Source organism: Methanobrevibacter sp., from assembly GCF_045644645.1.
Lineage (GTDB): Archaea > Methanobacteriota > Methanobacteria > Methanobacteriales > Methanobacteriaceae > Methanocatella.
On the sequence record NZ_JAZRHE010000143.1, the window covers coordinates 1 to 13185 of the forward strand.

The 13185-nt window shown below is 33.6% G+C and carries 10 protein-coding genes and 1 pseudogene; 6 read left to right on the forward strand and 5 right to left on the reverse strand.

From position 1 onward, the window contains the following. The first annotated feature begins 367 nt into the window (after positions 1-367). The 4 genes from ACKI4K_RS08590 (at position 368) to ACKI4K_RS08605 (ending at position 5138) form a co-directional block, all read left to right on the forward strand. Positions 368-1117 (forward strand): hypothetical protein, encoded by a 750-nt coding sequence (locus tag ACKI4K_RS08590; RefSeq protein WP_407424207.1) that lies wholly within the window; start codon positions 368-370, stop codon positions 1115-1117. A 619-nt stretch (positions 1118-1736) separates the two neighbouring features. Continuing rightward, positions 1737-3350, forward strand: a complete 1614-nt coding sequence (locus tag ACKI4K_RS08595; protein WP_407424209.1) for an ATP-grasp domain-containing protein — start codon at positions 1737-1739, stop codon at positions 3348-3350. A gap of 56 nt (positions 3351-3406) precedes the next feature. After that, positions 3407-3901: an MATE family efflux transporter gene (locus tag ACKI4K_RS08600; RefSeq protein WP_407424211.1), complete on the forward strand. Its 495-nt coding sequence runs from the start codon at positions 3407-3409 to the stop codon at positions 3899-3901. Between the two features lie 64 nt (positions 3902-3965). Next, positions 3966-5138, forward strand: a complete 1173-nt coding sequence (locus ACKI4K_RS08605; RefSeq protein WP_407424213.1) for an MATE family efflux transporter — start codon at positions 3966-3968, stop codon at positions 5136-5138. Positions 5139-5186: 48 nt separating this feature from the next. Here ACKI4K_RS08605 and ACKI4K_RS08610 read toward each other — a convergent pair whose 3' ends face one another. Then, positions 5187-6479: an MFS transporter gene (locus ACKI4K_RS08610; protein ID WP_407424223.1), complete on the reverse strand. Its 1293-nt coding sequence runs from the start codon at positions 6477-6479 to the stop codon at positions 5187-5189. Beyond that, a complete protein-coding gene (locus ACKI4K_RS08615; RefSeq protein ID WP_407424215.1) occupies positions 6470-6709 on the reverse strand; it encodes a hypothetical protein in 240 nt (79 codons plus the stop codon). The genes ACKI4K_RS08610 and ACKI4K_RS08615 overlap by 10 nt, the downstream gene beginning before the upstream one ends. A 426-nt stretch (positions 6710-7135) precedes the next feature. Between ACKI4K_RS08615 and ACKI4K_RS08620 the strand changes: the two genes are divergently transcribed. Both ACKI4K_RS08620 and ACKI4K_RS08625 read left to right on the forward strand, forming a co-directional pair. After that, positions 7136-9010 carry a histidine kinase dimerization/phosphoacceptor domain -containing protein gene (locus tag ACKI4K_RS08620; RefSeq protein ID WP_407424217.1) on the forward strand — a complete coding sequence of 625 codons (1875 nt, stop codon included), beginning with the start codon at positions 7136-7138 and terminating at the stop codon, positions 9008-9010. A gap of 499 nt (positions 9011-9509) precedes the next feature. Further along, complete coding sequence (locus tag ACKI4K_RS08625; RefSeq protein ID WP_407424219.1) at positions 9510-11333, forward strand: PP2C family protein-serine/threonine phosphatase; 1824 nt, start codon at positions 9510-9512, stop codon at positions 11331-11333. 191 nt (positions 11334-11524) lie between these two features. Here the strand turns inward: ACKI4K_RS08625 and ACKI4K_RS08630 are convergent, their stop codons facing one another. The 3 genes and pseudogenes from ACKI4K_RS08630 to ACKI4K_RS08640 all read right to left on the reverse strand — a co-directional run. Further along, a complete protein-coding gene (locus ACKI4K_RS08630) occupies positions 11525-11674 on the reverse strand; it encodes a hypothetical protein (RefSeq protein ID WP_407424221.1) in 150 nt (49 codons plus the stop codon). A gap of 421 nt (positions 11675-12095) precedes the next feature. Next, positions 12096-12872 carry an MBL fold metallo-hydrolase gene (locus tag ACKI4K_RS08635; RefSeq protein WP_407380406.1) on the reverse strand — a complete coding sequence of 259 codons (777 nt, stop codon included), beginning with the start codon at positions 12870-12872 and terminating at the stop codon, positions 12096-12098. A 21-nt stretch (positions 12873-12893) separates the two neighbouring features. Continuing rightward, positions 12894-13185, reverse strand: a pseudogene (locus ACKI4K_RS08640) (hypothetical protein); the annotation flags it as partial.

The following is a 13185-nucleotide window of genomic DNA, read 5'->3' on the forward strand; positions in this document are numbered from 1 at the left end:
TTCCCATTAAATTTAAATGCTTCCGATAATTATAATGAACTGCCAATCTTTTGACTGCCCACAAAAATAATCCCATTCAACCGAAATATCAAAATTGCATTGATAATCTAGTGCAGATACGAATCCTGTTTCATGTCAGAACAAATAATTCCTGAAAGTATCGAAATTATCCGCCACTTTTATGAATATGATAGTATCACTATCAATGCCCTCACAAAATCATATAAATCATGAAGTGCAATCTTTTATTATAAAATTAATAGTCATAGTTATTTTAATCTGTATTTCAAAAAATTATAATATTAATTAGATAGGGTGTTGTGGACAAAAATAACCATGACTCACTAAAACAATGAGGGCATAACCTATGGACAATAAGAAAATAATTGTAATCGGCATAATAGTTTTAATTATTGTGGTATGTGCAATTTTAGTAATACTAACCACAGTGCATTATGAAAGAATTGAAATAACACCCAACGGAACAAGCATGGATGTTCCAGCCAATAAAACCAAATTTCGGGGCAATATTGAAGGCGTTAAAATTTGGAATTGGGACAGTGGCGCATTGGTCACCTACAATACTCATGAAGGCAGTGGAATTAGTCAATTGACCGGATTAAGTTTCAATGCCCTGAATGAATTAATAAAAAAAGGAGAAATGCAAAACATCGATGGCCTGACATGTTACATAATAAATGCCGATGAGTTATTAGAAATCCACCTGTTTGATATCATTAAAGTAAATTATAAAGGCAAATTATATTGCTTCCCATTAGCTAATGAAACTTCCCATGATAACATCATAATATGCTGCAACGACAGGGACATTGCACTGCATATGGCCAAATCAGTAAGGTACAAAAATGTTTATCCGAACGATACCTATTTGGAAAATGCCATTTCCAAAGTGAAAAACGTGACTGGAGACTTGCAGTCCAAGGCAAATTCTTATGCAAATAATACTAATCTGAATGATGTCAAATCCTCAATTGGAGACAAGGCAGGAGACCTGCAATCCCAAGCAAACGGCTATGCAAATAATATTAATTTAAATGGTGCGAAACCCACAATAGAAAAAATGGCTGGAGATTTACGATCTAAAATCCCAATTTGATTATTTATCATATTCATTATTTGAAAAAGGTTAATAATCAGAGTTATTCGGATTTGGCAATGATTGGTTAAAATTCAGCAATTCCGAATCAACTTAATCTTAAAAGGGATGATTATCATTGAATTATCCTGATATGAAACTTTTATAAAACATCAGACCAACTTTTGCTTTTCCATCTAAATAAGCTCCTTAACTTCATTTACATATAAATTCAGAGTTGACAAACTCTAAAAAAAAGAGATAATGCCTCAAAGAGTGTAAATTCCAGGCAATATTAAATTATCCCATTATCCATTAAAAAATCAATTAAATCAAATAGAACATAACCAATTATGAACTATAACAATAATCGAAGTTAACCTTGTTTAGCGCAATATAGTGAAATCAGTTTCATAGCCAACGAACACATATTGCATATCAAATAATCTTACAAAAATAGATATACTAACATCAACATAGATAAAAACAATGCAAGCCCAATATCTATAGCAATGATACAAAATTAGTCTAACCAAAATATAAGGGGGATATCATGAGAAATATAATAGTTGTTGAGTGCATATCAACCGGGAAAAATTTTATAGGAGACATAATAAACAGGTGATATAATCCCATTGTATTGGATTTGAAAGATTCCGATACTGAAGATGGAAAAAGGTTTGGAGAACATGTTCGCGAAGAATATGAATTGATTCCTTATGAATTTGATATGATTTATGAAAAGGACACTTTTGAGGAAACTGTTGAAGAAGTGCGAAAGTTCAATCCTCTTTTGATTGTTCCGGGCAATGAACGAGGCGTTGTTTTAGCGACCAAATTGTCTCATGAATTAGGCCTTTTAGGCAATTCAATAGAAAACCTTGATGCGATGACTCTAAAAAATGAAATGCACAATAGATTGGCTCAAAGGGGACTTCGTTCAATAAAAGGAAAAGTTGTTCACTGTTTAGATGAAGCATTGGAATTTTATGATAGTGAAAACCTAAAGGAGGTTGTTATAAAGCCCACTTACAGTGCAGGTTCAGCGAGCGTGCGCATCTGTCTCAATCGGGATGAAATGATTGATTCGATTAATCAGCTATTTGACAATGTTAATTATTATGGCGATGAAATTGAGGAACTCTTGATTCAGGAACGCATAAACGGCATTGAATATATTGTCAATACCGTGACACACAAAGGCATTCATCGAGTTACTTTAATCTGGAAATACAATAAAGTTAGAACATCCGAAGGGGCTATTGTCTATGATTCATGCGAAACCGTAAACGAATTGAGTCTTGGTGAAGCGGAAATGGTGGAATATGCATATAAAGTTGCTGATGCATTAGAAATCCAATACGGACCAGTTCACGGAGAATATATGATTGATGAAAAAGGCCCCGTTTTAATTGAGGTTAATTGTCGTCCCTGTGGTGGAAGCATGCCTGCAGAATTTTTAGACAGAATTTCCGGCCAACATGAAACAGACAGTATTCTGGATTCCTATTTAAAACCAAACTCTTTTTATGATGAATTAAATAAAGGATATAGATTATATGCTCACGGTACGTTAAAATTCTTCATTATTCCAAAAGATATGATCGTCCGCTCATCACCTATAGTGAATATTGATAAAAAATTAAAAGCTTTTCATGACAGTTCTTTAACTAAAGCAACTTATCCAGACATGTTTGTCCAAAAAACTGAAGATTTGAATACCGCCGCAGGATATGTTTTTTTAGTAAATGAAAATAAATCTCATGTAGATCATGATTTGAACTTCTTAAGAGATATTGAACGAAATACATTTTCATTAATTCTAAGTGATGATGCCGCATACCCTAAATTAAAAGAGGACAGTGCATATTTAAGTGAAATCATGCCTCTGATTGAGAAAATTAAAAAGCACGGCACAGGCCTTTTCTTAACCGACCAATTTACAGACACTGATGACATTTTCCAGATTGACTATGATAAAATCAATGATGTGAATGGCAACTTTGATTTTGTCATTGTAAATTTAAATAAGAGTTTAATTGATAGAAATGAAGCGGACAAGGTAAAGATTATTTTAGACGCCCTTTTAAAAGTTAAAAATGGAGGTTTAATTTTTGTTCCAAAAAATACTTATCAATTAATGGCAAGCGGGCGAAAAGGAATTGAAGCATTGATAAAAGTTTTAGACTATAAGATAGAACTTCCCCCACATCCCATTCATGACATGATAATCGCTTCAAGATTACCCGGTTGACTGTGGAGCAACTAGTTGAAGGAAAGATATAACACCTCCTAAATCGAGTGAGTGAAATGCAATATGAAAGAAGATTTAACCTGTTGAATTCGAAGTTTAAAGAGCTGTTCATTCCAACATTGCTTGCTGCAATAGCTGGCAATTTTGCAATTCTCGCCGATGCATTAATAATCAGCGCATTTTTGGGTCCAATGAACCTGTCAGTAATTCAAAGCATAGAACCCCTAGCCCAATTTGTCAATATGATCTATTGGATAATAGGATTTGGGGGCACCATACTTTCCACCAGCGCAAAGGCAAACTTCAAGGATGAAAATGCCAATTACATATTCACCATTTCAATTATCAGCATAACAATACTATCCCTATTGATTGTGGCATTGGGATTGTTGTTTCCGGATAGTTTCCTTGATATATTATGCAATTCCAACCAACTAAAACCACTGGTTTTTGAGTATTTTAAATTTTATCTACTGGCGATACCATTCATATGCTATTTTATTGTTTTGGCATACTTTATTAAAACCGATATTCGTTCAATTGCAATTTAGGGGATTTCTTATAGCAAATGTACTGAATGTAATAGCGGATGTTGTATTTATAGAATATTTTAAAATGGGAATTTCAGGTGCGGCATTAGGCATGTTGTTGGGATATCTCATCGCAGCGGCCTACATATCCACATACTTCTTTAAACCTAAACGTACACTGAAGATGATCAAAATTGAATTTGCCAAATCAATGAGATATCTGGCGGACATATGCAAGACAGGATTTTCGTCATCTTCAATAGCCCTATATCAATCAATAAAACTAGTTATTGTTAATTCCATAATCCTTGGAGTCATGGCAAATGTGGGATTGGTTGCATACAATATGTGCTGTAACACATCATTACTGGTTAGCATATTCATATTCGGTACTGCCCAATCAATTTTACCTATCGTGTCCGTTTATTTCCAGGAAAAAGATTACAATGGCGTGGAGTATGTTGCAAGAAAATCATTGAAGATAGTAATAGCATTTGGAATATTCTTCACATTGCTGTTCACCATATTCCCCCAAACAATATTATGCGTATTTTCAGTAAGCGATCCGTCAGACATTCCCGCCGTAATGAATGCAGTCAGAATATTCTCATTATGCCTTCTTGCATATTCAATAAACTTCCTGTATATATTTTATCTTCAGTCCATACAGTATATCAAATTATCAAACATTGTCACACTATTAAACGGATTGATATTTCCAGTGGCATTCGTATTCATATTTTCCATCATTTGGATGGAAAATGGAATTTGGTTTGCGTTTCTGGCCTCAGAAATAGCAACACTAATCTTCACTTACATATACTCCAAATACCTGAATAAAAAGACTGACGGAGAATACTCAGGATTCTTCCTAAAAAAACGTCATGATAAAAATGAGAAGATGCTGGAGTATACCATTCATGCCCATGAAAACGATGCAATATATTTATCTAGACAAGTTCAGGAATTCCTATCCGATGAAGAAGCATCTATATCAGTTAGTTTAGCAATAAAAGAACTTATATTTTACATTCTTGATATAAATGATAAATTAGACTGGATTGATGTGATTGTTAGAGATAATGCTGATTCTACAATTATTTCCATAAAGCATTCGGGCATTGGATATAATCCCAACAAGGATGCTGATTTAAATTCAGACCATATCGATATGTTGCTTAGCATTTCAGATGATATTAACTATTCTCAAATATTAGGCTTAAACAATACAGTCATTACTATTAAGAAGCAATTATAAAAAAAATAAATTTACAACCATTAAAAAAGGCAAATGAGAGAGGAACTCTCATTCTCTAATGTTTTTATCCTCCAGCCGCAATGTCAGAATGAAAACAACTCCCATCAGGATGGCCGTGACCTGCATTACGAATGCCATTGCGTCCTGAAAAATGTTATCTGCAATAGTCACAACAGAACTGCCCTGTGATTCAATCTCATCTATATTACCTATCTTCTGAAAGTAATCATAGACATCCTGATGGAACTGCTCGTCTCCTGAATGTTGAGGTGCATAGGTATCGACCGCATTACTAATGCCTCCTATAACTCCAAGAATCAGAATTATTCCTATGATTGCGGTACCCATTGATTCACCTAATGACTGACCGGTTGAAGTAATGCCCGATGCGTTGTTTTCACTTTCCTCAGGAATATTGACCAATGCAATATCCACACCTAAAGCCATAATGAAGCCAAGCCCTGCTCCCAATACAAACATTCCCGGCAGCAAATCCATCATTGTCGTATTCATTCTAAACTGATAGCTTAACATCAGACATCCGATGATGGACAGTATGCTTCCCATTGCCATGAGTGTCTTATGATTCAATTTTCCGGACAAACTTGGAGCGGCCAGTGAAAAAATAAGCAAACTTACAGTCAACGGAAGCAGGGTCAAACCTGTATTGAATGAAGATAACTCCAATACACTTTGCAGATAGAGGGAAACTGCAAACAATCCCCCATTCATTACAAGATATGCCAATAACATGATGGCAGTTCCCACACGTAAATTTCTGTCCTTAAATAATCCAACATCAAGCAACGGCACATTGCCTTTCCTTTTTCTTTTGATTTCAAACAGTGCAAAGACCGCCAAGGCAATTATGCCCAAAATCATTGCACCCGCGCTGGTGGTGATATCTTCAGATAATGTCAAAATACCGAGGACTAACAAAAAAAGACCTATAACTGAAATTATAGACCCCGCAATATCCAAATCGCTTCTGGATTCTGTAGGTGTGAAATCAGGTATTCTCTTTTGCATCACTAAAATCAGGACAACGATTATCAATTCAAATGCAAATCCATATCTCCAACTGAGAAAGGTTGTCATGATCCCGCCGAAGAGCGGACCGATAGCGGCCGCAATAGCAACCATTACACTCTCAATTGCCAAAGCAAATGTTCTCCTTTCGCCGGAATATGTTCCGCTTATTATAGAAATGATGGCGGGAAGCATCAATGCCCCGGCAATACCTTCCACCACTGCCCATCCGGCAAATAACATTAAAGCATTCGAACTTATTGCTGCAGTAAATGTACCGACACCATAAAGTGCGGCACCGATTAAAAACAGCTTCTTTTACCGACCATATCCTGAAGCTTTGCACTGAGCAGCATGAATGCGACAGTGATGAGAATATAAAACGCCATGGTCATTTGAATGGTGCTCACATCAGTATTCAAATCAGCACCAACCTGAGCAATACTCACATTCATGAATGTGGTGTCCAAAGCTATGATGAATAAAGCACAAGCGACCAGTATTAATGGAATCCATGAGTGCTCCCCAATAGTCTCATTCATATTCATTAATCCTCCAAATTATTCTCAATTTAAGTATCTAAAATATAGTATATAAAATATGTACTAAAAAATTAGTGCATGTTAATTAGCTTTCGTTGAAGGTCAATATGGCCAGGTTCTCTACTTCATTTATAACTTCATTATCTTAACATTAGCAAAAGATGAGAATCAGGATTGTGAAGCCTGAAACTCCTTCAGATGAGAACTTTGCATAATACCATAAATTATCCTGTACTTTTAAGTGAAATTTGTTTCAATGAAAATGAACAATACTTATCAATTATCACTAAAAATTATTAAAAAAATATTTAATATAAAAAATAAAAAAAAATAAAAATATATCCAACAATGCAATCCATCCCAACTTAAAGAAGTCACGGCATTGCATACCTAAGATAAAAATTCACTAAATGAGAGCATGTCATTATGAAAATCATTAAACAATTCAGGAAACTGGAAAATATTGAAGAAATTAGCGTTTATAATATTGATGACGATAAAATTTATGTTCCGACTCCTCAGGAATTACCAGTTGATGATGTTCCATTTCCTCAGCTTATAAGCAATTTCCACAGGGATGTGGATATTTTTATACCTTATGCTGATAGAAAGGATTTTCTAATCAAAAGAGTTGGCGATTTTTTATTGGAAAGGTTTAATCTCAGCCTTGATGATGTTCGCGGAAGGTTGTTAAGCAAAATCTCTCCGGTGTTTTATGAAATATTTAGTGAATCCCTTTATGAGGTCTATCAGACCGGCAAATCCAAAGAGCTGAGAATCTTTTATTATGGTGAAAACAAATTATCACGGATGGCGATTTGTGAAGTTATCTACGAAATGGGTAGGATATTCCTTATTGTAGACCACATCAACTCCAATGACGGAATTATGGGAGAGTTCAATGTTGAAAATCATGCGGAAGATAAAGTCAACATGATCGAATATTTTTCACAGACCGGAAGTTACCGCAAAGTGGGCGGAAAATATACCTGGACTCAAGGAATCTACAATATCATAAACCGTCCCCGAGATGAACAGGATGATTACTACAACATTGTATTTGATTTGGCAATTGATGAGGACAAGGAGCTTATAGAAGAGATTCTCAACATTATGGACACCGATACGACTCATCATGAGGACATTATTCGAATAAGAACAAATGACGGTGCCTTGAAATTTCTTGAAATTAACTTGTATTCGAATTTTGATGATGACGGCAATCTAATCAGTCGTTACGGATTGATAAATGACATTACAAAACATCCTGAAGATTCGACTGTAAAGCCTGTTGATTTTTTACTTAACGGTTTTAAAAACAGTGAAAAATTGGCATTGCTGATAGAACCATTAAACAGCAAGCATTTTGAATTTTCAGAGGGCTTTTATAATTTGGTTGAAAAAGACCCTCACGAGTATATTCATTCCCTGGAGATTATACATTACATAGTTGAAAATGAAACTAAAGACAGAATCCTCAAATTGGATAAGGGGGAATTGGATAAGATTGATGAAACCTTCACTTATAATGTTAACGGTGATGAAAATAATCAAAAAATCTGTGAGTTATATATTGAACGTTTTGAATTCGGCAATTCAACTCACAGTATCGGATTTTTAGCTGATATCACTGAAGAAAGAATCAAACAAATGGAATTGCGCGAAGCCAATGAACATCAAACTGTCCTGATTAAGGAGGTTCACCATAGAGTTAAAAATAACCTGCAGATTCTTAACAGCTTTCTAAATCTGGAAAAACGGGCCTACAGGAACAGACCTGAAGTAATCATTGACCATATGCAGGCTCGCTTGACATCACTTGCCCTGCTTCATGAAAAAACCTATAACACTCAGGATTTTAAAAATATCAATCTGAAGGATTTCATCAAAGACCAGGATAACCAACTACAGAATTTAATAAGTCTTAAAGACAATATTGAATTTGAATCTGAAGTCGATGAAGATTTACACTTGACAATTGAAGTGATAACCCCTCTGCTGTTAATTATGGATGAATTAAGTATGAATTCAATAAAACACGCATTTCCAGATAAGACAGCCCCGAACAAGAAAATTTCAAAAACTGTAACTAAACTCGATGATGATACTGCCCAATTAATCTTTAAGGATAATGGTACAGGCATTGAAGATCCTGAAGCCGTCACCAAAAATTTAGGCTGTGAAATCATCAAAAATCTCACAAAACAGCTGGATGGAAAAATAGAGCTGATTGAACATGAAAACGGAACTGCATACAGATTAGTTTTTCCAATTAGTATGAGGCATACCATTCATGGATGAGCATTTATAAAAGAAAACCCAAAAAAATCTCAAATAAATAGCTGATAAATCAGTTTTTTGCTGTCAATCGATATAATTTGACCATATAACTTTCCTACAGCATCATAATCATTAAACTTGCCAATTAACATGGATTAATATGGATTATGCGGCCCATATTCTTTTGAGCACATTTGATTCTTAATAGTATAATTGTATTGAAATTATCTACTGGAAAATGAGATTTTCTTTGACATAACATGAACAAATAATGCAAAAAAAGCACCTAAATCATCCCACTGCTTTCTAGTTCAAAAATAATGGAAAATAACTCCAACTTATTTTTTAATGATTATTTACAACATACCCCTCTTAAAAATATAATAACAATGAGAATTATATTAATTATTACAGGAATCAAATTAAATGTGAAATAAGTGTTAAAATGAATAGTAAAATAAAAAAAATAATGGTGCCCTTTATATTAATGTTAATTTTTAATTTAGGGTCATATTATTTTATGATGGGTGAAAATTTTGGTGTAGGATTTTATCCCCATATAGGGATTCATGTCATTTCAGGATTGTTATTTGGACCATACGGCGCTATAGGTTCTGTTTTAGGAAACACATTATGTGACTTAATCAGAGGATATAATTTAGGAATAACAGTAACATCCGAAATCATCAGCCTAGGAATTTCACTCTTGGCATATAAATTGTGGTATGAACCAATTAAAACAAGACCCCTAATCAATAAACCTCAATTAAACAACACATCCAATATCCTTCTATTTTTTGGAATAGTTATAGTTTGTTCACTATTATTTGCCCTGATAAACAAAAAATTAGTTTATTTAACATATCCGGAAACAATTCCCATCAACATACAAATCGGAATCAGATATTTTGTTAATATTTTCAATTCAGGATTCATATTTGGAATAATTGGAATATGGATTTCAAAAAGAATTGACTTTGTCCATGTTCCTGGAAAGCCTAAAAGAAAATTAAACAAAAAATTATATTGGGGAATTGGAATTGCTCTAGCAATCTCTACATTGACAATATTAATAACCGATTACTATTTTGACATAAGCGAAACAATTATGACAATTGAAGCGATACTACTCACATCTTTAATATTTTTATACATCACCAAACCCATAACAGTGAATATATCTGAAATAACATTCAATTCGATACCTGAAAAGATAATGAACATTTTCCTTCTAGCGACATTTCTTATCGTGATTCTTGGAATAATAATTTCATTAGACCCCATATTTATTAAAGCTGTCGATGAAAGTCTTCCTATTGACTTCTATGAAGTTAAGTTATCAATTATGATATTCATTGATATTTTATTGATAATATTCTTCATCCCGTCCATTGCCGTTTTGAAATATGTGGAACACGAAGTGATCTATCCGATAACATCATTTTCAAAAATTGAAAAATTTGTCAAAAAAGGAGATAAAATCGAATCCGAAGGATTAATAGACATTTACTCCAATTATTTGAATAAAGAAGATGAAATTGGAATGTTAGCCCGCAGTTATACTGATTTAATTAACTACACTAATGAATATATAGAAAATATTCATGAAATTGAAAGTGAAAAAGAAAGAATAAAAGCAGAACTCGACATTGCAGAAAAAATTCAAAGATCAAACTTGCCAAACCATAGCATTGAAAATGAAGATTATACAGTTTATGGATTTTCAAAACCTGCAAAAGAGGTGGGTGGTGATTTTTATGATCATTATCCTATAGATGAGGACAATGTTGCCATCATAATTGGAGATGCATCTGGAAAAGGAGTGCCCGCAGCATTGCTTTCAACAATCACCCAAACAATAATTAGGCAATTATTGAGGAGTGAAACTGATCCTTCAAAGGTATTATATATGCTTAACAACCAATTATGTGAAAACAACACTGAATACATGTTCGTGACTTTGTGGTTAGGAATTTACAATAATAAAACAAAAAACATTACTTTTTCCAATGCCGGACATAATTCTCCCCTGGTCATGGAAAATGGACAATTCAGAACTCTAAAAGTTAATAAAGGCATCGTTTTAGGAATTATGAATGATTATGAATTCATAACAGAAAAAATTAACATTTCCAAAGGGATAATAGTTTATACTGACGGAATAACTGATGCGAAAAATTCAAATAATGAATTTTATGGGGAAAACAGAGTCATTAAATTCTTAAATAATCATACTTTTGAAAATAAAGTAATTACAAACCTACTGCGAGACATTGATAAGTTTACCGGAACTGAAGAACAATTTGATGACATGACCCTCGTACTTTTAGACAGACATAAATAACCTGACTCCCCAACTACCTTTTAATATTAGTATTTGACAAAGGCAACGTTTTCTTATACTTCTTTTTTGACAGCCCCATGTTATGGCATTCCTAGGTTGGCAAAAACTGGTCCAACCAATATTCTTGATTTTACTGAGTTATAATGTCTCAAGTGCGTGTTTAAGAGTTTTAGTCATCATTGGAAAAAAAATTAAAACCTGAAAATATTCATTTTTACAATTAAAGTATCAATATAGCTAGGTTCATCTACTTCCATTACAACATCACCGTCTTTAATCTCACCAATCAGCAATGGCGAATCAGGATTATGCAACTTTTGGTTCTTTTTGACCAACTTCATGTTGGCGTTGGCATAACACACTTTAAATTATCTACTACTTTTTAGTTAAATTTGTTTCATAGTTTACGAACAAAAAGTTAGATCGGATTGGATGATTTCTCAAGAATAAGCAGGCTTACTTGCTTTGTAACAATAACTTGTATCGACTTTTGAAAAATCCATTTAATAAACAACATTTTGGAAAAAGTAACAAGGAGGATCTTTTGAAATCAAATCTTTCAAGTCCAAAGGAATTAATAATTGCTGGCCAATTTTATCCTCTCTCAAAACTATAAAAAACACAACTAAAAAGTTGATTAACTCTAATAATAGATTATACTTCCCAATATAAAAAATTAAAGGATAATAAAATAAGAAAAAATTTTAAACACAAAAATTATGAGTCATCATCTAGTTTAAAAAAAAAGAAAATAAAAAGCATTTATTCGGGAAAAATGCTTTTTGGAGGTTTTTCCAAATCAGTAACATATTTGTTTTCAAGGTTTTCAGGACCTAATGGAGTGTGTGTTGACAGATATACTGTTGGATTATCCTTAATGAATTCACGTATATTGTCCATTGTTTCTCTTGCCTTTTCGATATCCTCAAAAACAACAGATAGCTTATTTGCATACAGAGCTTCATCAGTATATGTAACATCACCATGAATCATGTAATACAAATCGTCATTTTCAACAATGACTATACTGTTGCCTGAAGTGTGTCCTATCGCTTCGATTATGTAAATGTTATCTGCGATTTTTTCAGCTTTTGGGAAGTTTTTGTAAGTATCATTGAATTCAACAGAAACAATATTGTCCCCTTCCAATTCCAATGCTTCAGCTTCGGTTTTTGAAAGGTATACATTTGCATTTGGGAATTTTGCAATTTCACCTGAATGGTCAGGATGCTTATGGGTGATAATGATTTTGGTTACATCATCAACATCATATCCCAATTTTTCAAATGCAGTTAAATAATCTGATATTTTTACACCATTATAAATCATCAGGCTTTCATCAAATTCCTGTTCAGGCATTTCCTCAGGAATACCTGTGTCAACAAGAATCACTTCATCTCCAGTGTCGATTAAGTAATTTTGAATGCTTGCACGATATTTGATGTCTTCATCAAATGCATCCATTCCATCTTCTCCGCCAAAAGCAAATGTTTGTTTCATGAATCCATTTTCAAAAGTTTTTACTGGTTTAATTTCCATTATGTCACATCCTAAAAAATGTTATTCTGCTGTTGGACCGTTGATTAATAATTGAGTCAAGTAGTTTTCTTTTCCAAGCATTTTGCATAAATCCAGCTGCTGTTCGCTCCAGTACATGTCATCCTCTTCATCCTTGAGATATACCTTCATCAAATCATATGTGGTTGCATCAAAGATTCCGGAGTCCATTAATTCATTTATGAATGCGATTCCTTCAACAGAGACATTGTAATCATATTCTATGAATTCTACGATATCAGTGAAAACTGGTTTTGCTTCCTGTGCTTCCTGCTTGATTTCACCGCCGAGGTCA

Coding starts and splice junctions, on each gene's coding strand:
- ACKI4K_RS08590 (WP_407424207.1), top strand. CDS start 368: ATGGACAATAAGAAAATAATTGTAATCGGCATAATAGTTTTAATTATT.
- ACKI4K_RS08600 (WP_407424211.1), top strand. CDS start 3,407: ATGCAATATGAAAGAAGATTTAACCTGTTGAATTCGAAGTTTAAAGAG.
- ACKI4K_RS08605 (WP_407424213.1), top strand. CDS start 3,966: ATGGGAATTTCAGGTGCGGCATTAGGCATGTTGTTGGGATATCTCATC.
- ACKI4K_RS08615 (WP_407424215.1), bottom strand. CDS start 6,709: ATGAATGAGACTATTGGGGAGCACTCATGGATTCCATTAATACTGGTC.
- ACKI4K_RS08620 (WP_407424217.1), top strand. CDS start 7,136: ATGAAAATCATTAAACAATTCAGGAAACTGGAAAATATTGAAGAAATT.
- ACKI4K_RS08625 (WP_407424219.1), top strand. CDS start 9,510: ATGATGGGTGAAAATTTTGGTGTAGGATTTTATCCCCATATAGGGATT.
- ACKI4K_RS08630 (WP_407424221.1), bottom strand. CDS start 11,674: ATGAAGTTGGTCAAAAAGAACCAAAAGTTGCATAATCCTGATTCGCCA.
- ACKI4K_RS08635 (WP_407380406.1), bottom strand. CDS start 12,872: ATGGAAATTAAACCAGTAAAAACTTTTGAAAATGGATTCATGAAACAA.